A 20315-nucleotide genomic window follows, 5' to 3' on the forward strand; every position below is an offset into this window, starting at 1 on the left:
ATGCGGAAGTGGCTCAGGGGTAGAGCATCGCCTTGCCAAGGCGAGGGTCGCGAGTTCGAATCTCGTCTTCCGCTCCAGATAAAGTATTATTCCGAGATAGCTCAATGGTGGAGCAACCGGCTGTTAACCGGTAGGCTGTGGGTTCGAGCCCCACTCTCGGAGCCATTTTACATCGCGGGGTAGAGCAGTTGGTAGCTCGTCGGGCTCATAACCCGGAGGTCGCAGGTTCAAGTCCTGTCCCCGCAACCAAAAGTACAAAAAACTGTCCATTGGGCAGTTTTTTTGTACTTATATGTAGGAGTGTCTTATATAAGGGGATTTATAAAAAATAGCTATTTTAGATCAAAATCTGGGTTCCATTGACAAAGCTGCATGTCTATGCGTCCATCTGGTAAAAAACTTACCCCTTCATCTAGAAGCAAATCTCTGCATAAATCTTTCAGAACACCATTTGAAATAGAGCCATCACCTTTTACGACTCGGTGCCATGGAAGTGTATCGGGGCAGTTCCTCATAGCGTAGCCGACAATTCTGGCAGAACGAGGTGAATCTAACATACGAGCGATTTGTCCATATGAGGCGACTTTACTGCAGGGGATTTGTGCGACGATGTTGTAGACTGATGTAAAAAAAGTATCCATAATAATTTCTCCTTTAATAATGATAGTATATACGAAATTCGGTGACAGTAAAAGTATAAAATAGATAACAGCCAGTTGACATTATTGTAATCGGTATGATAATTTATGATTGTGCGAGGGCTGGAAAAAAGATTGAATTGCTAAGAGAAAATCCTAGGGTATGCCTATCATACGCATGCAAACCAAGAAGAGAGGAGTATGAGTTTACGGCGGAATATGAATCGACAGTTGTCTTTGGCAGTGCTATAGAGCTTATAAACAAAGATGAAAAGACAGACGCGCTGCGGGAACTTTGTCAGAGAAATACGCCGACCAATATAAACGCATTTGATGGGGCAATTGAGCAAAGTCTTGCGCATACGGCAGTCTGGAAATCAAAAGCGATATGATTATCGGAAAATGACAAAGATGGAAAAGAAATGAAATTTGGGAGGATGAAATAAAATAAAATATGAAAAGACGAGGGATAGTTAGGGTACTTGCGGTAATCCTACTTTTTGGTATTATTTTTTCGGGAGTGTGTTTTGCGGACAATGATAATGAAGCGGCAGAACCTCTGCAAATGGCTCAACGTACGAAGACGCCTTTTGAGAAGTATGGAGCGTTGAAAGTAGAGGGTAGCAAGCTGTTGGCAAAGGATGGAAGCAGTTGTCAGCTTCACGGTGTCAGTACTCACGGCATTGCATGGTTTCCAGAATATGTGAATAAGTCAGCATTTAAAAATCTGCGAGACCAGTGGGGTGTGGATACGATTCGCCTTGCCATGTACACTACTGAGTACAATGGATATTGTAACAGTGGCACAGAGAACCGCACAAAGCAGCGGAAAAGAGTATATACTGGCATTGATGCAGCAACGGATTTAGGCATGTATGTAATTATAGATTGGCATATTTTGAGCGATGGAAACCCTAATCGGTATGTGAGCAGAGCAAAGGATTTTTTTGGAAAAGTTTCTAAAAAGTACAAGGATCAGGAAAATATAATTTATGAGATTTGCAATGAACCAAATGGCGGCGTTACTTGGTCACAAATTAAGAAATATGCCAAACAGATAATTCCTGTAATTCGTAAAAATAATCCTGACGCAATTATTATCGTAGGCACACCACACTGGAGTCAGGATGTAGATAAAGCGGCGGCAAGTCCGCTGAAATATGATAATCTATTATATAGTCTACACTTTTATGCAGGTACACATAAACAGGATTTGCGGGATAAGATGGAAAAAGCAGTAAAAAAGGGACTGCCGATTTTTGTGAGCGAGTTTAGCATCTGTGATGCTTCTGGAACCGGGGCATTGAACAAGACACAGGGAAAAAAGTGGATTACATCATTGAATCGACATGATATCAGTTATGTAGCATGGAATTTGTCCAATAAAAATGAGTCCTCAGCGTTGATAAAAACCAGTTGTAAGAAAACAAAAGGTTGGACCAGGGCAGATTTTTCAGCTAGTGGAAAATGGTACATGGATCAGATATAATAAAAAATGGTTGGATAATTCCAAATGGCTAAAAATAAAGGGTTTGGACGACAATTCGAAAAAAAATTCATAAAATCTAACCAAAATTCTATTGACAAGAAATGAAAAAAGGAATAGAATAATCTTGAAATTCGTTATAGTAATGTTTGTTTTGTGAACTAATTGTGAAAAGAGGGAATACAAAAGGATACAGATGAACTGCCTTGGTGGATTCCAAGGACAGGCGATACAGCAAATATGCTGACATGGCTTGCAGTGCTTGGCGCAGCAGTCCTTGGACTTTGCGGTACAGTATATGGAATTAGAAAAAAGAGATCCTAAAAGAAATAGCCACTGGGAGGGGAAACCCTCCTTTTGGTGTCTTTAGGGCAGATTAAAAAAGGAGCGCATTTATGCAATATAAAACCTATTTTGATTCGCCGGTTGGAAACCTGCTGCTTTCTTCTGACGGTGAGAATCTAACAGGACTGTGGATTGAAAATCAGAAGTATTATGCAAAAGGACTAGTACAGGATGCAGAATGCAGAGATGAACTTGAGATATTTCAGCAGGTGAAGGTGTGGCTTTCTGCTTATTTTGCGGGAGAAAATCCGGATATTCGCGAGCTTCCAATTAAGCTTTGTGGGAGCCCGTTTCAGCAGAGAGTATGGAATATTTTACGGGAAATTCCCTACGGGAAGACAATCACCTATGCAGAAATTGCAAAGAAAGTTGCAAAGATGGAAGGAAAGCCCTTTACATCTGCGCAGGCAGCAGGTGGTGCGGTAGGTCATAATCCTATTTCTATTGTAATACCATGCCACAGAGTTGTAGGAAGCAATGGAAACCTGACCGGTTACGCCGGAGGTATCGATACCAAAATACAACTGTTGGAACTGGAGCACACGGATATGACTGGATTTTTCAAACCTAAAAAATAGAATACAGCGTAAGGGCTGCTTATGTGATGCCAAATTGTGCGTTGCGGGCGGCCTTTTTGTATGGTCATTTGCTGATGAAACTGTATTTTGTATCAATTCAGCAAAAAGTGGCAAGACTAATAACAGGAAAACATTTCTGGATAAAATTGGATTAATATTTTATATATAAAATATTTTATATAAAATTCGATAAAATCGATTGACAGAATATAAAAATATAGTATATAATATATCAAAAGAAAGAATGAACAATATTTTGTGAGTTTGAGAGGAGAAATCGCTATGAAAAAGTTTAATCACGTTATCGTCAGAAGACCTTGCAGTGCAATTAAAGACGGTATTTCCGGCGGAGATTACCCAGGCATTCCTGATTATGAGCTGGCATTGAAGCAACACGATTCTTATATTGAAGCACTGAAGCAGTGTGATGTAGACGTTACGGTACTAGAAGCAGATGAGAGATATCCAGATTCCTGTTTTGTGGAAGACCCTGCGCTGATTACTAGAAAATGTGCTATCATCACAAACCCGGGTGCAGAATCCAGAAATGGAGAAAAATTTGAGATTATTGACGCGGTAAAGAAATTCTTTTCTGAAGATCAGATTGAATATATCAAGGAGCCGGGTACGTTGGAAGGCGGCGACGTAATGATGGTAGGAGACCATTTTTATGTGGGAAGATCCGCAAGAACTAACGAGGAAGGCATCAGACAACTGACAGAAATTCTGGAGAAATATGGTATGACCTGTTCTGAAGTAAAACTAGAAGAGGTACTGCACTTGAAAACAGGTGTTAATTATCTGGAAAACAATAATATGCTGGTATCTGGTGAATTTATCACAAAGCCGGAATTCGAGAAATACAACAAGTATGTGATTCCGGAAGAAGAAGCCTATGCTGCGAACTGTATCTGGGTCAATGATACCGTTATCGTGCCAGAAGGATATCCGGCAGTGCTTAAGGCGGTACAGGACATGGGTTATAAGACTTTACTTGTTGACACATCTGAGTTTAGAAAGATTGACGGCGGACTTTCCTGCCTGTCCTTAAGATTCTAAGACAGAGTGGCAACAGCAGAATATGATTCACTATAAAATCAAGTATTGACGAAATAAAAGACGAATCAGCAAGACAGTGCGGGGCGGGGCGCCCCCAAGCGCTCCGCACTTTACAGCGAGCGAGCTTTTTTCGTCAATTTCTTTTTTGAAAGGAGTAAGAAGTTATGAATCAGGAAAATAAACAAGGACTAGGTGTTGGGAAACTGACCCTGTTTGCAGTGGGTACAACCCTTGCCAGCGGTGTGTTTAGTTTATCCGGTGATTTTGCGGCAGGTGGCGCGTATACGATGGCAACCTTAATTGGCTGGGCTATCTGCGGAATTGGGATGCTGGGACTTACCTTATGTTTTTTTAGGCTTTCTGTGGTGAAGCCGGAGCTGACCAGCGGTATTTATAGTTACGCAAAGGAGGGCTTTGGGGAATACGTTGGATTTAATTCAGCCTGGGGGTATTGGATGAGTGCACTACTTGCCCAGCTGTCTTTTATCACGTTGCTCTTTGCATCTTTAGGTAACTTTTTTCCGGTTTTCGGCTCTGGGAGCAATTTTATTTCACTTTTGACAGCTTCGATCATCATCTGGGGGCTATCATTCCTGGTGCTGCGCGGGGTCAACGAGGCAGTGACCATCAATGCTATTGTCGTAATTGCAAAGGCAGTGCCTATTATTGCAGTGATTGTTGCTATTCTTTTTGCTAGAGCGTTCCGACTGGAAATATTTTTAGAAAACTTTTCTGGCATTGATGGTGGACTTTCCCTGATGGAACAGGTGAAGTCGACAGTATATACTACAGTTTGGATTTTTATCGGTATTGAAGGGGCTGTCGTGCTTTCAGGTCGAGGAAAAAATACAAAGGTGGCGGGTACTGCTACGGTAATTTCCTTCTTGTCTTTATTTGTACTATACTTTGTGATTTCGGTTCTCAGCATGGGGGTTATGCCGCAGGAGGAATTGGCAGCACTGTCTAATCCGCCCATGGCAGGACTTCTGGAGGCGGTAGTTGGTCCCTGGGGTGCAGCGCTTGTTAATATTGCAGTGATTATTTCTCTGGGCGGCGCCATGTTTTCTTATACGATTTTATGTGTGGACAGTGCCTATGGGCCTGCGGCACAGGGGTCTTTCCCGGCAGGGCTTGCCAAGGTCAACCGCTTTCATGCGCCAACATGGTCTGTTATTACGTCAGCTCTCATTGTGCAGGGCTTTATTATAGTAATCTATTTTAGTGCCAGCACCTATCAGGCAGTTTATGCATTGTCGACTAGTGCTATTATGGTACCTTATGTATTCTCTGCATTTTATTATTTAAAACTGGTATTTCAGGGAGAGGGTATCACGAGTGGCGGCAGCGTATTTAGTGCATGGGTTATCGCTATTATTGGATCTATCTACGGTGCATGGCTGCTTTATGCAAGCGGTTTGAATTACATTTTAGCGGCAGTTATACTCTATGCGCCAGGGACTTTGATGTATCTTTACAATAGAAAGAAACAGGGTAAAACTTATTTTCAAACAACGACGGATTTGGTAATCTGTATTTTGCTGATGATTGCGCTGGTTGCAGCAATTGTTATGGCAGTGAACGGAAGTCTTGAGATATTTTAATATTTTGGAATAAAAAATGGAGCTTTTGCAAAAAACTACCTGTATCAAGATACAGGAGGAGAATAAAATGTCAGTTAATTTTAACATGAGCGAGACAAAGAACAATTTAATGCGAGCCTTTGCAGGAGAAAGTCAGGCAAGAAATCGGTACACGTTTGCAGCATCACAGGCGAAAACTGCAGGGTTACATGTCGTTGAGGCGGTATTTACCTTTACGGCAGATCAGGAAAAAGAGCATGCCAAAGTGTTTTATAATCATCTGAAAGAAATGGCAGGAGAGACCATTCATATCGAAGGAGGTTATCCTGTGGATATTGCGGACTCTGTAGTACAGTTGCTCAGATATGCTCAGCATAACGAATATGAGGAGTGGGAGGATGTGTATCCTGCCTTTGGTCAAAAAGCAATGGAGGAAGGTTTTCCGCAGATTGCTAATTCCTTCAATCAGATTGCAAAGATTGAAAAAGTTCACGGCGATAGAATCGGACAGCTGGCTGATTTGATGGAAGCCGGTAAGCTGTTTGTATCTGACGTTTCCTGCAAATGGATGTGTCTCAACTGCGGTCATATTCTGGAGGGGACAGAGGCGCCGCAGAGTTGTCCGGTGTGTCAGCATAATCAGGGATATTTCATTCGCCTTGAACTTGCTCCGTATACAGCAGAAAACTGTCCTTGCGGCAATTAAGCGGATTTAAAAAGCTGGCGGATTATTCCGCCAGCACTTCATCAAGGATCATCTGAAGATCTTCACGGCAGCCGCCGCATTTGTCACCGACTTTTGCGATTTCGCATAAGTCTTTTAAATTAGTAATATTTTTTTCTCTGATGATATCTTCTACTTCACCGCGAGTGGTACGGTAGCAGAGACATACTTCATAATCTCTAGATTTTTTGTCCATTTTGACCTCCTAGTTTTCTTGTTAAATATATGATACCACAAAATGAAATAAAATCACAACTTCTTCACAGAGTTGAGATAAAGAATATACAAATAAAGTGTAATATGGTAGTATGATATAAAAGGTGACAGTTGGAGGCGAGAAGAAGATGAATGGTTTTCGTTACAGAATATATCAGTTTATGCAGGGACGCAGAGGGGTTGACCAGTATGGGCGTTTTCTTTTGATTGTTGCGATGACTTTTTTAATCGTCTCTATGTTCACCTTAGAGAATCTGTTTTACTATTTAGGATTAATGATTTTTATCTATGCCTATTACAGAATTTTTTCAAGGAATCTCTATAAGCGAGAGAGGGAGAATACCTGGTATCTGACACAGAAGTTCAGATTAACAAAGGGGAAATCTTTTCGTCAGAAACAGTATGAATGGCGGTATTATGCTTATTTTAAGTGCCCGGGCTGCGGACAAAAAATGCGTGCACCGAGAGGTAAAGGTACAATAAAGATAAAATGCCACAGCTGTAATACAGAATTTCAGAAGAAGGTATAGAAATGATAGAGAAAGGCGAATTACATATGAGAAAGACGAAGATTGTTTGTACCATTGGACCGGCATCCAGAGACCGGGAAACCTTGCGGGATATGCTTGAGGCAGGCATGAACGTGGCCAGAATCAACTTTTCTCATGGCACTCATGAGGAACATAAGAAAACAATAGAGAACTTCCGCATCGTGCGAGATGAGCTGGGCTATCCGGCGGCAGTGCTGCTTGATACAAAAGGACCGGAAATACGTCTCAGAGATTTTGAAAAAGGGGAGGAAATACTGGATGACGGACAGTCCTTTATCTTAACGACGCAAGACGTGATGGGAACCAAGTACATGGCGGCTGTAACATATCAGGATTTCCCCAAAGAACTGTCTTGTGGAAATCTGGTACTCATTAATGATGGAAAAATTGTAATTAAAGTAACTGAAATTACAGATACCGATGTAAAGGGAATTGTTGTACACGGCGGGAAAATCAGCAACCATAAGGGAATTAACCTGCCCAACGTCAATTTGAATATGCAGTATCTCAGCGAGCAGGATAAAGCTGATATTTTGTTTGGTATCGCCAATGATGTGGATTATATTGCAGCATCCTTTGTACGTTCCGCTGGCGATGTGCGTGCAGTCAGGAGTCTGCTGGACGAAAATGGAGGCAAAGAAATTAAGCTGATTGCAAAGATAGAGAGCACACAGGGGATTGAAAATTTTGAGGAAATTCTGCAGTTGGCTGATGGCATTATGGTTGCCAGAGGAGATATGGGTGTGGAGGTAGCTTACGAAAAGCTGCCGGGCATTCAGAAGCGTTTTATCAGACGTTGTGTCCAGTCAGGCAAAATTGTAATTACTGCAACCCAAATGTTGGAATCTATGATTACAAGCCCGATTCCGACGAGAGCAGAGATTACTGACGTTGCTAATGCAGTTTTTGATGGAACAACAGCGGTCATGCTTTCTGGGGAGACAGCGGCGGGACGGTATCCGGTGGAAGCTGTGGCAACGATGGCAAAAATTGCGCAGCAGGCAGAAGCAGATCAGCCCACTGTGCCGGGAAGAGATACAGTATGGCATGAGATGGATGCAGAGGATGTGACGAATGCAGTGGGACATGCCGCCTGTACTTTGGCAAAAGATATCAAAGCTGGTGCAATTATGGCGATTACCAAGACTGGATATACAGCAAAGAGGATGTCTAAATTTCGTCCGACTATCAGAATTATTGGCGCCACTCCTTACGAGAAAACCTTCCACCAGTTGGCGCTGGTCTGGGGCGTATGTCCGATTATGGCAAACTATCGGTATGAGATTGAGGAGCTTTTTTCGCATTGTGTGCGTAAGGCTGTCAGTGCCGAACTTTTGAAACAGGGAGATAAGATTGTAATTACCGCAGGTTTACCTGTGGATGTGCCAGGAAATACTAATATTATTCGAGTTGTAGAGGCTTAAATAGTTGAAAAAGGTGACCTTGTGAAAGGTCACCTTAGCATTTTTATGTTGCTTCCGACGTATTTTTTTATTCTTTTTCGTCCACTTTTTAGTCTGCGAACCATAGCTTCATCGGAAATTGCCGCTATACCTGAATCAGTACATGGTATCAGTTGATATTTTCTGCCAGTATCGTCGTTGTTTGTAAAAACCCGCAGTGGATAATACCCTTCGTTGGAAAGGCGAACCTGACCGTTTTCTTTGGTAAGTGTCAGGGACATCATGATACCGTAGGATACTTCAATTCGTTTGGTCATATGGGAAATAAAGTTGCCCATGCCATAGATAACAGGTACTTGTTTACCTTTGGAACCGGTTATGATATCGTATTCCTGTACAGTGTGAGAATGGGAGCACAGAATATAATCGGCGCCGGCGTTTGCAATTTCTTTTGCAATTCTCTGCTGCTTAGGTGAAGAGGAATTTGTGAATTCAATACCGCTGTGGAAATAAATCAGTATATACTCAGCGCCTTCTTTCTTCTGAAGTGATACACAAAAAGGCATAGAAGGACGACTGCTGTAAAAATAAGTAGGATGATTTTCCAGTGTTCAAGTAGAGTTCGCATGATAGTTCCTTTCAATGTTTAGTTCAATATGATTCATTATAACATAAATTGAGGACTATATTGATGTTAATTTATGTAAATTATAAAAAGATAGGAAACTAAAAATATGAAAAACACAAGGAAAAAGCTGCTTCTTTTGAAGCAGCTAATAATATAACTAGTTAGTTCTTGTCGGTCATTCTTCGGATTCTTTTTCCGTTAAAAGTTTTTCGTACTCAGTAAAAATCGCGTCTTTAATTTTGGATCTAGTCTCGGAAAGTAGCGGATGCGCGATGTCTCTGAAGTCACCTTCTCCCATCTTTCTGCTAGGCATGGCAATGAATAGTCCGTTCTGTCCTTCAATAATCTTGATGTCATGTACTACGAATTCGTCATCAAATGTGATAGAGACCACGGCTTTCATTTTTCCTTCGTCGTTAATCTTACGGATTCTTACATCAGTTATGTTCATAATTGACCACCTTTCTTGCCGTATGGTGCCCATAAAGGCACTATTATTATATAACATTTTCCAGTGTGTGGCAATATTTAATAACTAAAATATCTGATTCTTTCAGGTTGTTTTAGGATGATTTGATTAAAAGTCGATATTCAATTTTGCGTAGAGGTCTTAGGCTCCTAGCTTAAGGTGTGCCTCTTTTTCAAAGAAGTCTTTGGTTTCTCTGGCAACAACGCCGCTGAGGGCAACCAGTGCAATCAGGTTCGGAATTGCCATTAGTCCGTTAAAAATATCAGCGATGGTCCATACTGCTTCAACGGTCAGGAATGGTCCAATCAGCACTGCAAAGATGTACAGCCATTTGTAAGTCATAAGAATGCCTTTTTTCTTGCCTGCCAGGTATTCCAGACATCTTTCTGAATAATAGTCCCAGCCAAGAATTGTTGTGAATGCAAAGAATGCGAGACACATCATCAGGATGAACGCACCTGTGCTCTGACTCCAAGGGAGCCCTTTGCCGAAAGCATACGCAGTACATTCTGCGCCTTCAAGACCCAGCTCAGTTGCTCCTGTAATAATCAGGGTAGTTCCTGTCATGGTACAGATGATGATAGTATCAATGAAAGTACCTGTCATAGAAATCAATCCCTGTCTTACGCTGGTCTTTGTCTGTGCTGCAGCAGCAGCAATTGGTGCGCTGCCAAGACCTGCCTCGTTGGAAAAAATTCCTCTTGCAACACCATTTTGAACGGCTACCATCATAGCACCAAGAGCGCCGCCTGCGACAGCTTTTAAGCCGAATGCGGACTGCACGATAGTGACGATGGCGGCAGGGAACGCTTTAATATTGTAAAGGATAATGGCAACACATACGACAACGTAAGTGATTGCCATAAATGGGACGATAATGGTGGTAACGCTGGAAATACGCTGGATACCCCCAATTACAACTAATGCTGTTGCAACTGCAACGATGATAGCTGTTGCAACTACTGCAATAGAGTATTCCGCTCCAAAAAGCGTCATGGTATGCTGACTGTTAGGATCCGCAAAGTTCTTTACAGCGGAGGCAATCCCGTTTACTTGTGTAATCGTACCGATTCCGAGAAGTCCTGCGCCGATTCCGAAAATCGCAAACAGCTTTGCAAGCCACTTCCAGCTTGTGCCCATACCTTTTTCGATGTAGTAGAAAGGACCACCCAGGGCATGTCCCTCTGCGTCGATGGTTCTGTACTTGATAGCGAGCACACCTTCGGAATACTTAGTTGCCATACCGAAGAAAGCTGCAACAATCATCCAGAACAGAGCGCCGGGACCGCCTGCAACAACGGCAGTGGCAACACCTACGATGTTTCCTGTACCGATGGTGGCTGCCATAGCGGTGCAAAATGCGCCGAAGCTGGTAACTTCACCTTCACCACCTTCTTTATTGCTGACCATAAACTTTAAGGCCTTTCCCAGTTTTCTGACTTGCAAAAGCTTAACACGGCAAGTCAAAAGGATACCAGTACCCATGATGAGCACGATGAGGGGAATGCCCCAGACGAAATCGTCTATGCTCTTGATTAATTCTGTGAAATTCATTGTTTCATCTCCTCTTTTTGATAATTTAAAGCAAAACAAAAGCCGAATTTAGTAAATTCGGCTCTGGAGGGATGACATAAGCTATTTAGATTGAACTATTGGCTCTGTCCTCTTTGCCTGAGATATCACGGATAGGCTGCTTAGACCTGCCCGCTTAAACCTTCGGCGACCTTTCGGTTCTCTCCAGAGAGATAGTTTTCTTTCAGACCGGCAGAATATCTTTGCCAGTCGACATGTAAACTAACGTACTAGAGTCTATCATACAAATTTAAGTTTGGCAAGGAATTTTTTGTACAAGGATACTTTCGCGCCTTTATTGTAGTAATAAGTTTTAGAAAGAAATAATCTCGAAAAAGTTTACAGCTATATTCTTCAACTTTTTTGTCAAATGGTAAACATTTTTGAGCGGAATATGTTATAATGATTCCAGAATAATTTTTACGGCGTTTCACAAGGTAGGAATCATTGAATCGCTCCTTTCGATTCAAGAGGGAAAGCGGAATAGTCGCGATATAATGATTCCAGAATAATTTTTACGGCGCTTCGTAAGGTCATTCACATAATTTTGGAAACAAGAGTCAAACTATGAGAATAGAGTAAATATAGATTAAATTTGGAGGAATAGGCAATGATTCAGCTGAGTGATTATAAAAATATACACTGTATTGGAATTGGAGGTGTAGGACTTTCTGCCATTGCAGAGATTTTACTGGCGAGAGGCTATCATGTTTCTGGCTCAGATATGAAGGCGTCAGATCTAACCGAGAATTTAAAAAGAAAAGGTGCAGAAATTTATATAGGCCATAGAGAATCGAATGTAGAAAATGCAGACCTGATTGTGTATTCTGCAGCCATAGCGGAAGAGAATCCGGAGATTGTCAGAGCTAGAGAAAAGAATATTCCGCTGGCAGGCAGAGCAGAGGTTTTGGGGACTTTAATGGATGATTTTGCAAACAGTATCGCGATTAGCGGGACCCACGGCAAGACTACAACCACTTCTATGGTTTCTTTAATTTTAAACAGTGCCAAGCTGGATCCGACCATCTTAGTCGGCGGCAATCTGGCTGAGATTGGCGGAAATGTAAAGGTTGGAGCGAGTCAGTACTTTGTAACAGAGGCGTGTGAATATAGAGATAGTTTTTTGGAACTTCGTCCTAAAATCGAAGTCATTTTGAATATCGACTCGGATCATTTGGATTACTTTAAGGATATCGACCATATCGTAAGCTCCTTTGACCGATTTGCTAAGGCAGTGCCGGAAGATGGAAAAATAATTGCATATGATGCAAATCCTTTTGTCAGCAAAATTATCAAGGACATCCCTGGTGCCATCACCTATGGTTATAACGAAAGCTGCACCTATCATATTGCAGACGTGTCTTTTGACAGTGAAGGCATGCCTGTTTTTAATGTAAATTATCAGGGCGAAAATTTAGGTACAGTGAAGCTGAGAGTACCGGGTGAACACAATATTCTCAATGCGGTGGGGGCTTTTGCCTGCTGCCATCAGTTGGGGGTGGATTCAAAAATCATTATAGAAACTTTGGGCGCATTTAAGGGAACTCAAAGGCGCTTTGATATTGTTGGCACCACAGAAAATGGTGTTAAACTGGTAGACGATTATGCGCACCATCCGACGGAAATTAAGGCAACTTTGGCTGCGGCTCATAATATCCCGCACAATAAGCTGTGGTGCTTATTTCAGCCTCACACATATACGAGAACATTAGCTTTGTTCAATGATTTTGCTGCCTCCTTCGAAGAGGCGGATGTTTTGCTGCTTGCAGATATTTATGCGGCGAGAGAAAAGGATATCTATAAGATTTCATCTGAGGAACTTGCTGGAGAAATTAAGAAAGAACATCCTGACAAAAAGGTTTATTATATGAGCAGCTTTGAAGAAATTGCAAACTATGTAAAGAAGAATGCAGAAGCTGGAGATTTAGTTATCACCATGGGAGCAGGAGATATTTACAAGGTTGGCGATTTAATTATGGAGAGGTAAAGAGGAGTAAGATGACATATTTAGATTATAAAGAAAAGGAAGCCCTGCGCAAGCAGGTTGCTATTCGCCATCTGGAAAATGGGGTGGAGTTCGTCGATATCAACACTGCGTATATCGACGAAACGGTTACCATCGGTGCCGGCACCTTGATTGGTCCTTGCGTGACTTTGGAAGGGCAGACTTTTATCGGAGAGGGCTGCACCATTTATCAGAATACGAGAATTAAGGATTCTGTCATCTCTGACGGTGCGTCCGTGCAGAGTTCAGTGATTATGGAGAGTAAAGTGGGAAAAGGTACCAAAGTGGGACCTTTTGCCTATCTCAGACCGGGCTGCACCATTGGTGAAAACTGCAAGGTCGGAGATTTTGTGGAGGTCAAGAATTCGTCTCTTGGAGACGGTTCAAAAGCATCTCATCTGACTTACATAGGGGATTCAGACGTCGGAAGAGATGTGAATATAGGTTGCGGTGTGGTATTTGTCAACTATGACGGAACAAACAAGCATCGCTCAAACATTGGGGACGGAGCATTTATTGGCTGCAATACCAATCTGGTATCGCCGGTTTCTGTGGAAGACGGCGCATACATTGCTGCCGGAAGCACTATTACAGAAGATGTTCCGAAAGATTCTCTTGCAATTGCAAGGCAAAGACAGCGGAACATCGAAGGCTGGGCACGGGAAAAGGGATTATACAAAAAGAAATAATAAGTAACATGATTGGCAACAATCGAAGAAAGAAAGAGGTACAAAACATGAAAAACGGCGTTTTTTCGGATTTTAAAGTGTTTTCCGGAAATTCACACACGAAGCTGGCAGAAGAAATCGCATCTATTATGGGTAAGCCGCTGGGTAAAGCTACAGTAACAAAATTCAGTGATGGCGAGATTTCTGTCAATCTTTGGGAATCAGTCAGAGGAATCGATGTTTACATCGTGCAGTCAACTTGTGACCCGGTAAACGATAATCTGATGGAGCTGCTCATCATGATTGATGCCATGAAGAGAGCTTCTGCCGGAAGAATTAATGCGGTAATTCCGTATTATGGATACGCAAGACAGGACAGAAAAGCTAAGGCAAGAGATCCAATTACAGCAAAGCTTGTGGCAAATCTTCTGGTTGCAGCAGGTGCTGACAGAGTGGTTTCTATGGACTTACATGCAAATCAGATTCAGGGATATTTCGACATCCCAGTTGATCATCTGGTTGGAATGCCGATTCTGGCAAGATATTTTAAAGATAAAGCACTGGAAGATGTCTGTGTTGTATCGCCAGATCACGGCAGCGTAACTCGCGCAAGAAACATGGCGCAGTACTTAAATTGCCCGATTGCTATTGTAGATAAGAGAAGACCGGAGCCGAACAAGAGTGAGATTATGAACATTATCGGTAATATTGACGGCAAGAACTGCATTATTCTTGATGACATGATTGACACTGCAGGTACCATCTCCAATGCAGCAAATGCAATCAAGGAACTGGGAGCAAAGGCAGTTTATGCTTGTGCAACGCACCCGGTATTATCAGGACCTGCTGTTGAGAGACTGGAACAGTCCGTCATTGAAGAGCTGGTTCTCTTAAATACCATTCCAATGCCGGAAGAAAAGAAACTGGACAAGATGACTTTCTTGTCCGTTGCACCTCTTTTTGCAGAAGCCATGACGAGAATTTTCACCAATGGTTCTGTAAGTAAATTATTCGACTAATTTTCATGTAAAGGAATATAATTTGTTATGTATGTGATAGCAGGACTGGGAAATCCCGGAAAAAAATACGAAAACACCAGACATAATATGGGGTTTATTACCGTAGACCAGCTGGCAATAAAACATGACATAAAAGTAGATAAACTGAAATTTAAGGCGCTGGTCGGCGAAGGAAGAATCGCCGGCCAGAAGGTCCTTCTGGTAAAGCCACAGACCTATATGAATCTAAGTGGGGAGTCCATTCGCCAGGTCATGCACTTTTATAAGTTGGATCCCGAGAAACTCATTGTGATTTACGATGATATTGATATCGAATTGGGAGCCCTGCGCATTCGAAAATTCGGAAGTGCGGGTACTCACAATGGAATGAAATCAGTCGTCTATCAGCTGCAGTCTGACCGCTTTCCGAGAATCAGAATCGGAATCGGAAGCCAGAAAAAGGGAGACCTTGTGGATTTTGTAATTGGAGGATTTTCAAAGGAAGAAGTGCCAGTGCTGGAAGAGACGGTAACCAAGGCGGTCAGTGCAATTGAATGCATCTTAGAGGAGGATGTAGATATTGCTATGAACCGATATAACACAAAAAAGGCAAGACCGAAGAAGGAAGAACATGAATAATAAGGGAATCATTAATATTTCAGGAATCTCTGAAAGCAGATGTGCACCTGTTATTTCCCATATACTGAAAGAAGAAGGACAGAGTCTGATTGTCACAGCCAGCAGCGCCCGTGCAGGGAGGCTGGCATCAGACCTTTCTTTTTTTTCGGAAAGGGAAATTTTGGTGCTGCCTGCGGAAGATCAGGTATTCTTGCGCTACGAGGCCAAGAATCACGACCAACTGATAGAACGACTCAAGATTTTAAAGGCGCTTAGGACAAAGGAAGATTGCATTGTCATAGCGCCTGTTTCTGCTGCCGTAAAAAAGATCACACCTCACAAAAATTTTGAATCTTCTTCCATGAAGATTTCTTTGGGTGACGATCTTGATTTGGGCAAGGTAAAAGAATCTCTGGTGAAGCTGGGCTATGAACGTATGGAACTGGTGGATACAAAAGGGCAGTTTTCCTTAAGAGGCGGTATTTTAGATATCTTTACGCCGGACAGCGAACTGCCGTACAGAATTGAGCTATTTGATACGGAAGTGGACTCCATTCGTAATTTTGATATTGAGACTCAGCGCTCTGTAGAAAATCTCCAGTTTGTGGAAATCTATCCGGCTGAGCATATGCTGGCGGATAAAGGGATTTTTGAAGAGGCAGCAAAGCTTTTGCATAGGGAATATACGGCGCAGGCAAAGCGGCTTTTGAAAAAGGGAGATGACTTTGAAGAGGCGGCGACCCACCTGGAAAAGCGCAGAGATGAGCTTTGTGAATATATTACCAATGTGTCTAATCTGCAGCTTCTGGAAAACTATCTTCACTATTTCTACGAAGAAACGGAATACCTTTGGGACTATATGGAAGGCGGCACGATTATCATAGATGATCCCGACAGAATTTGTGAATATTTGGATGCCAGAAGCACGGAAACGAAAGATGATTTTAAAATTTTCCTCGAGCGGGGGCAGGTGATTCCAAAGGACATGGAACTGCTTTCCGGCAGGGAAGACTTTTATAAAATTTACCAAAAAGAAAGTGTTTATGTGTTGACCCCATTCGCTAAGGCAATCAAGGGTGTGGAGCACTTTACGGCTGTTCACAGTGTGCAGAGCAGGCAGATGGTGGAGTTCGGCGGCAGAATGGAGCTTTTGGAAGCAGAGCTAAAGAATTATGCGAAGAAGCAGTATAAAATCGTCATTGCAGCATCCTCCAAAGAGAGAATAGGCAACCTGCGGGAATTTGCGCAGCGAATCGGACTCGACGAAAAAATCATCTTTGCTGAGGGAACTCTCAGCGCCGGAATGGATTTTCCGGAGGAAAAGATTTGTTATATCAGTGAAAATGATATCTTCTCCGGTCAAAATCTGCAGCGAAAGAAGCGAAAAAAGAAAAAGACTAAATCGGAACAGATTAAGTCCTTTGCAGACATGAGGAGCGGTGATTTTGTGGTTCACGAAAATCACGGAATCGGTAAATTCCTGGGTCTTGAGCAACTGACTGTGCAGGGAGAGCAAAAGGACTACCTGAAGATCAAATATGCCGGAAACGACATGCTTTACGTGCCTGTTGAGCAGATGGATATGATTCAGAAATACATTGGCTCTGATGGTGCGTCGCCTAAGATAAATAAGCTGTCCGGCGGCGAGTGGAAGGCAACGAAGGCAAAGGCAAAAGCCGCCATCGCTGAAATGGCACAGGAGCTTCTAAAGCTTTACGCGCAGCGGAAAATGCAGAAAGGTCATGCTTTCTGCGAGGATACAGTTTGGCAGAAAGAGTTTGAAGAGGCATTTCCATATACGGAAACGGACGACCAGCTTCGTTCCATCGAGGAAATCAAAGAGGATATGGAGCGGCCGCAGGCCATGGATAGACTGCTCTGTGGTGATGTAGGCTTTGGAAAGACAGAGGTTGCAGCAAGAGCTTTGTTTAAGTGCATTGCAGATGGCAAGCAGGCGGCAGTACTGGTGCCTACCACCATTTTGGCAAATCAGCATTATTACACGTTGAAAGAGCGTTTTGAGCAGTTTCCACTCAAAGTAGAGATGTTATCTCGCTTCCGCTCGGAAAAGCAGCAGGAGCAGATTATTGATGCCCTTGGAAGGGGACAGGTGGACCTTGTTATTGGTACCCACAGACTTCTTTCCAGTGATGTAAAATTTAAGGATTTAGGTCTTTTGGTCGTTGATGAAGAGCAGCGTTTTGGAGTGGCACATAAAGAGAAAATCAAACAGATGAAACAGAACATCGATGTTTTGACTCTTTCTGCAACGCCGATTCCAAGGACGCTCAACATGTCCCTGACGGGCATTAAAGACATGAGTGTCATTGAGGAGCCGCCGGAAGAGCGATATCCCGTACAGACTTATGTGCTTGAGCAGGAAGATTTCATGATTCGTGAAATCATCACGAGGGAACTTGATCGAGGCGGGCAGGTCTTTGTCGTGTACAACAGGGTGCGGGGCATTAACAAACTAGCGGACAATATCAGAAGCCTGGTGCCGGAGGCAAGAGTCTGCGTAGGTCATGGTCAGATGAATGAACATGCCTTAGAGGATGTTATGCTGAGTTTTATCAACGGCGAACACAATGTTATGGTGGCGACGACTATTATTGAGTCGGGAATCGACATTTCCAACGCTAACACCATGATTATCATAGATGCGGACAAATACGGACTTTCTCAGCTTTATCAGCTGCGAGGACGCGTGGGCAGATCTAACCGCATGGCATATGCTTATCTGATGTATCAAAAGGACAAAGTTTTGACGGAGATTGCGGAAAAAAGGCTGAAAGCTATCAAGGAATTTACGGAATTTGGCGCAGGCTTTAAAGTAGCTATGCGGGATCTTGAAATTCGCGGTGCGGGAAACCTTCTCGGCAGCGAGCAGAGCGGTCATATGATGAACATTGGCTATGAGCTTTACTGCAAGCTGGTAGACGATGCAATCCGCGCTTTGCAGGGAGAGGTAGTAAACGACAACCAGGAAGAAATTTCCGTGGAGCTTGCGGTTACTGCCAATATTCCGACTTGGTATATTGAGAATGAAACTCTGAAATTGCAGATGTACAAAAAAATCGCCACTGTCAGAAATGAAGGTGATGAAGATGAAATTATCGATGAAATGATGGACCGCTTTGGCGATGTACCGCGGGAAACTTTGAATCTGATTCGCATTTCCAGAATCCGCAGCATGGCGGAGAATTTGGCTGTTTCCCGAATCTACGAGCAGCAGGGTAAGGTTATCGTGGCATTCGGCGAAAAGAATCCTCTAAACGGCTATGCCCTGATGAATGTGAGTGAAGCCTTCGGTATGAGAACATTTGTGCACGGCGGAGTAGAGCCTTACATCAGACTTACTGTAAAACCGACAGAAAAGCTGAAGGATACGGTTAAGCTTTTGCAGATTTTGCAGGAACAGAAGAGTGTAAAGCCTGCCGGGGTGAAAGCTTAATGCAGTAAAAAGATACTGCGAAAGTTAGTAGCTGCGAGCAGAGGGCTGCAATCCAGATGCCGGAAAGATTCCAAAGCCTGGGCAGAATCAAGAGCAGTATTAGCAAAAAGATTGGCTCTGCATAGACCAGCATATAGGCGAATCGGTTTTGCTCAGTGGCGTAAAATGCCGATGTAGTAACTTTGACAAATGCCAGCGGGATAAAGCCTGCCAGAAAATAGGGCAGCGTTGCGGCAACTTCCGCACGCACTGCTGCAGAAGCGCCGAACAAAGAAGCGGCACTTCCGCGAACAAGAAACAACAGTACCATGCAGATGGCAGCAAGAACCAGTGCAGTTCCGTAAGCCATTTGTCTGGTACTTTTTACGTAGTCGTGCTTTTGTTCACCATAATATCTGCTGATAAGAGGCTGGCAGCCGTCGCCGACGCCTTGCAGCAGAAGCAGGATAATCATAGTGATATAAGAAACTGCAGCATAACATGCCACTGCCATTTCTCCGCCGTAAATCATGGCGAATTTGTTCATGAGAATCAGGATGATGTTAGGTGAAAAAGTTAGACCAAAGGGAGTCAGGGCAACGCCTACGATGGCGGCAGCTTGTTTTTTCAGTATTTTTAATGGCGGCAGTGAAAAGCCGATTTTGTTCTTGACTAGGTAGAACAGAGCCAGCAGCATGGTAACACCTTGTCCAGTCATTGTGGCAGCAGCAGCACCAACAAGCGACCATTCCAGTTGCCAGACGAAAAGCCAGTCAAGGACTATATTGGTTAAAAAGCCGCAAATCATGGCAGTCATGGCAAAGAGAGAGCCGCCTAGATTTCTGATTAGGGGAACAAAGCCAGTGCCGAAGATTTGGAAAGCGGCTCCAAGGACAATGACTTTCAGGTATGCTGTGCCCATGTTTAAGACCTCGCCTTCCGCACCAAAGAGAATCAGCAGAGGTTTTGAGGCGAAGATGAAGAGAACCGCGGAAGCGAAGGAAGATACAAAAAGCAGCAGGATTGTTACATGGAAGTAGCTATTTGGACTATTTTGTCTGTCTTGTTCACTTCCCAGATGAAGGGAGTACTGTACTGCACCGCCCATGCCGATACCGGTGCCAAGAGCTTGCAGCAGGGATGTAACTGGCCACGCAAAGTTGATGGCGGCAAGCCCCGCATCTCCTATGCTGTTTCCAATAAAAAAGCCGTCAACAATGGCGTAAACCCCTGATAAGGCAAAAGCTAGCACAGAGGGGACTACATAATAGAAAAAAACGGCATGTTTGCGCATGTTGTCGATTCTCCTTTAGAATAATATCGTGCTTTCAGTCTATCAAACGG

Annotated in this window: 19 protein-coding genes, 3 tRNA genes and 1 riboswitch; of the genes, 16 read left to right on the forward strand and 6 right to left on the reverse strand. The window is 43.1% G+C overall.

The window, feature by feature from the left end; all coding sequences use genetic code 11:
* The first annotated feature begins 2 nt into the window (after positions 1-2).
* The 3 genes from D1155_RS14095 to D1155_RS14105 all read left to right on the forward strand — a co-directional run bounded on the left by D1155_RS14095 (position 3) and on the right by D1155_RS14105 (position 249).
* Positions 3-77: transfer RNA gene (locus D1155_RS14095), tRNA-Gly, on the forward strand.
* A 13-nt stretch (positions 78-90) separates the two neighbouring features.
* Positions 91-165 (forward strand) — tRNA-Asn (locus D1155_RS14100).
* An 8-nt stretch (positions 166-173) separates the two neighbouring features.
* Positions 174-249, forward strand: a tRNA-Met gene (locus D1155_RS14105).
* Positions 250-332: 83 nt separating this feature from the next.
* Here the strand turns inward: D1155_RS14105 and D1155_RS14110 are convergent.
* Positions 333-641 carry an MGMT family protein gene (locus tag D1155_RS14110; protein WP_160203060.1) on the reverse strand — a complete coding sequence of 103 codons (309 nt, stop codon included), beginning with the start codon at positions 639-641 and terminating at the stop codon, positions 333-335.
* Between the two features lie 95 nt (positions 642-736).
* Here D1155_RS14110 and D1155_RS14115 point away from each other — a divergent pair, with 95 nt between their 5' ends.
* The 6 genes from D1155_RS14115 to rbr all read left to right on the forward strand — a co-directional run bounded on the left by D1155_RS14115 (position 737) and on the right by rbr (position 6392).
* Positions 737-1030 (forward strand): pyridoxamine 5'-phosphate oxidase family protein, encoded by a 294-nt coding sequence (locus tag D1155_RS14115; protein WP_160203061.1) that lies wholly within the window; start codon positions 737-739, stop codon positions 1028-1030.
* 173 nt (positions 1031-1203) lie between these two features.
* Entirely contained in the window at positions 1204-2127 is a 924-nt protein-coding gene (locus tag D1155_RS14120) for a glycoside hydrolase family 5 protein (RefSeq protein ID WP_243151112.1), read from the forward strand.
* Positions 2128-2519: 392 nt separating this feature from the next.
* On the forward strand, positions 2520-3047 hold the full coding sequence (locus D1155_RS14130) for a methylated-DNA--[protein]-cysteine S-methyltransferase (RefSeq protein ID WP_160203063.1): 528 nt from the start codon (positions 2520-2522) through the stop codon (positions 3045-3047).
* A gap of 282 nt (positions 3048-3329) precedes the next feature.
* Positions 3330-4106: an arginine deiminase family protein gene (locus D1155_RS14135; RefSeq protein WP_160203064.1), complete on the forward strand. Its 777-nt coding sequence runs from the start codon at positions 3330-3332 to the stop codon at positions 4104-4106.
* Between the two features lie 164 nt (positions 4107-4270).
* On the forward strand, positions 4271-5707 hold the full coding sequence (locus tag D1155_RS14140; RefSeq protein ID WP_160203065.1) for a basic amino acid/polyamine antiporter: 1437 nt from the start codon (positions 4271-4273) through the stop codon (positions 5705-5707).
* Between the two features lie 67 nt (positions 5708-5774).
* The gene (gene rbr / locus D1155_RS14145) at positions 5775-6392 is read left to right on the forward strand and encodes a rubrerythrin (protein WP_160203066.1); all 618 of its coding nucleotides are present in this window, start codon (positions 5775-5777) and stop codon (positions 6390-6392) included.
* Between the two features lie 22 nt (positions 6393-6414).
* On the opposite strand, the gene D1155_RS14150 is transcribed toward rbr, so the two are convergent.
* Positions 6415-6606 (reverse strand): (2Fe-2S)-binding protein, encoded by a 192-nt coding sequence (locus D1155_RS14150; protein ID WP_160203067.1) that lies wholly within the window; start codon positions 6604-6606, stop codon positions 6415-6417.
* 148 nt (positions 6607-6754) lie between these two features.
* On the opposite strand from D1155_RS14150, the gene D1155_RS14155 reads away from it, so the two are divergent.
* Positions 6755-7156 carry a hypothetical protein gene (locus D1155_RS14155; protein WP_160203068.1) on the forward strand — a complete coding sequence of 134 codons (402 nt, stop codon included), beginning with the start codon at positions 6755-6757 and terminating at the stop codon, positions 7154-7156.
* A 2-nt stretch (positions 7157-7158) separates the two neighbouring features.
* A complete protein-coding gene (gene pyk, locus D1155_RS14160) occupies positions 7159-8601 on the forward strand; it encodes a pyruvate kinase (RefSeq protein WP_243151113.1) in 1443 nt (480 codons plus the stop codon).
* Between the two features lie 29 nt (positions 8602-8630).
* Here the strand turns inward: pyk and D1155_RS14165 are convergent, their stop codons facing one another.
* The 3 genes from D1155_RS14165 to D1155_RS14175 all read right to left on the reverse strand — a co-directional run bounded on the left by D1155_RS14165 (position 8631) and on the right by D1155_RS14175 (position 11231).
* On the reverse strand, positions 8631-9146 hold the full coding sequence (locus D1155_RS14165; protein ID WP_160203069.1) for a CapA family protein: 516 nt from the start codon (positions 9144-9146) through the stop codon (positions 8631-8633).
* A 237-nt stretch (positions 9147-9383) separates the two neighbouring features.
* Positions 9384-9659 carry a septation regulator SpoVG gene (gene spoVG / locus D1155_RS14170; RefSeq protein WP_160203070.1) on the reverse strand — a complete coding sequence of 92 codons (276 nt, stop codon included), beginning with the start codon at positions 9657-9659 and terminating at the stop codon, positions 9384-9386.
* 159 nt (positions 9660-9818) lie between these two features.
* Entirely contained in the window at positions 9819-11231 is a 1413-nt protein-coding gene (locus D1155_RS14175) for a sodium:alanine symporter family protein (protein ID WP_160203071.1), read from the reverse strand.
* Between the two features lie 94 nt (positions 11232-11325).
* Positions 11326-11428, reverse strand: a riboswitch (glycine riboswitch).
* 431 nt (positions 11429-11859) lie between these two features.
* On the opposite strand from D1155_RS14175, the gene murC reads away from it, so the two are divergent.
* Genes murC through mfd form a run of 5 tightly spaced genes read left to right on the forward strand, consistent with a single transcriptional unit; the run spans position 11860 to position 18992 of the window.
* Positions 11860-13236: a UDP-N-acetylmuramate--L-alanine ligase gene (murC, locus tag D1155_RS14180; protein WP_160203072.1), complete on the forward strand. Its 1377-nt coding sequence runs from the start codon at positions 11860-11862 to the stop codon at positions 13234-13236.
* A gap of 11 nt (positions 13237-13247) precedes the next feature.
* The gene (locus D1155_RS14185) at positions 13248-13943 is read left to right on the forward strand and encodes a UDP-N-acetylglucosamine diphosphorylase (protein ID WP_160203073.1); all 696 of its coding nucleotides are present in this window, start codon (positions 13248-13250) and stop codon (positions 13941-13943) included.
* A 47-nt stretch (positions 13944-13990) separates the two neighbouring features.
* Entirely contained in the window at positions 13991-14941 is a 951-nt protein-coding gene (locus D1155_RS14190) for a ribose-phosphate diphosphokinase (protein ID WP_160203074.1), read from the forward strand.
* 27 nt (positions 14942-14968) lie between these two features.
* On the forward strand, positions 14969-15559 hold the full coding sequence (gene pth, locus D1155_RS14195; protein ID WP_160203075.1) for an aminoacyl-tRNA hydrolase: 591 nt from the start codon (positions 14969-14971) through the stop codon (positions 15557-15559).
* Complete coding sequence (gene mfd, locus D1155_RS14200) at positions 15552-18992, forward strand: transcription-repair coupling factor (RefSeq protein ID WP_160203076.1); 3441 nt, start codon at positions 15552-15554, stop codon at positions 18990-18992. The genes pth and mfd overlap by 8 nt, the downstream gene beginning before the upstream one ends.
* On the opposite strand, the gene D1155_RS14205 is transcribed toward mfd, so the two are convergent.
* Positions 18931-20265 carry an MATE family efflux transporter gene (locus D1155_RS14205; RefSeq protein WP_160203077.1) on the reverse strand — a complete coding sequence of 445 codons (1335 nt, stop codon included), beginning with the start codon at positions 20263-20265 and terminating at the stop codon, positions 18931-18933. The genes mfd and D1155_RS14205 overlap by 62 nt on opposite strands.
* Between the last annotated feature and the right edge of the window lie 50 nt (positions 20266-20315).

This window comes from Anaerotruncus sp. 80 (assembly GCF_009936115.1).
Lineage (GTDB): Bacteria > Bacillota > Clostridia > Peptostreptococcales > Anaerovoracaceae > Senimuribacter > Senimuribacter intestinalis.

Coding starts and splice junctions, on each gene's coding strand:
- D1155_RS14110 (WP_160203060.1), bottom strand. CDS start 641: ATGGATACTTTTTTTACATCAGTCTACAACATCGTCGCACAAATCCCC.
- D1155_RS14115 (WP_160203061.1), top strand. CDS start 737: ATGATAATTTATGATTGTGCGAGGGCTGGAAAAAAGATTGAATTGCTA.
- D1155_RS14120 (WP_243151112.1), top strand. CDS start 1,204: ATGGCTCAACGTACGAAGACGCCTTTTGAGAAGTATGGAGCGTTGAAA.
- D1155_RS14130 (WP_160203063.1), top strand. CDS start 2,520: ATGCAATATAAAACCTATTTTGATTCGCCGGTTGGAAACCTGCTGCTT.
- D1155_RS14135 (WP_160203064.1), top strand. CDS start 3,330: ATGAAAAAGTTTAATCACGTTATCGTCAGAAGACCTTGCAGTGCAATT.
- D1155_RS14140 (WP_160203065.1), top strand. CDS start 4,271: ATGAATCAGGAAAATAAACAAGGACTAGGTGTTGGGAAACTGACCCTG.
- rbr (WP_160203066.1), top strand. CDS start 5,775: ATGTCAGTTAATTTTAACATGAGCGAGACAAAGAACAATTTAATGCGA.
- D1155_RS14150 (WP_160203067.1), bottom strand. CDS start 6,606: ATGGACAAAAAATCTAGAGATTATGAAGTATGTCTCTGCTACCGTACC.
- D1155_RS14155 (WP_160203068.1), top strand. CDS start 6,755: ATGAATGGTTTTCGTTACAGAATATATCAGTTTATGCAGGGACGCAGA.
- pyk (WP_243151113.1), top strand. CDS start 7,159: ATGATAGAGAAAGGCGAATTACATATGAGAAAGACGAAGATTGTTTGT.
- D1155_RS14165 (WP_160203069.1), bottom strand. CDS start 9,146: ATGCCTTTTTGTGTATCACTTCAGAAGAAAGAAGGCGCTGAGTATATA.
- spoVG (WP_160203070.1), bottom strand. CDS start 9,659: ATGAACATAACTGATGTAAGAATCCGTAAGATTAACGACGAAGGAAAA.
- D1155_RS14175 (WP_160203071.1), bottom strand. CDS start 11,231: ATGAATTTCACAGAATTAATCAAGAGCATAGACGATTTCGTCTGGGGC.
- murC (WP_160203072.1), top strand. CDS start 11,860: ATGATTCAGCTGAGTGATTATAAAAATATACACTGTATTGGAATTGGA.
- D1155_RS14185 (WP_160203073.1), top strand. CDS start 13,248: ATGACATATTTAGATTATAAAGAAAAGGAAGCCCTGCGCAAGCAGGTT.
- D1155_RS14190 (WP_160203074.1), top strand. CDS start 13,991: ATGAAAAACGGCGTTTTTTCGGATTTTAAAGTGTTTTCCGGAAATTCA.
- pth (WP_160203075.1), top strand. CDS start 14,969: ATGTATGTGATAGCAGGACTGGGAAATCCCGGAAAAAAATACGAAAAC.
- mfd (WP_160203076.1), top strand. CDS start 15,552: ATGAATAATAAGGGAATCATTAATATTTCAGGAATCTCTGAAAGCAGA.
- D1155_RS14205 (WP_160203077.1), bottom strand. CDS start 20,265: ATGCGCAAACATGCCGTTTTTTTCTATTATGTAGTCCCCTCTGTGCTA.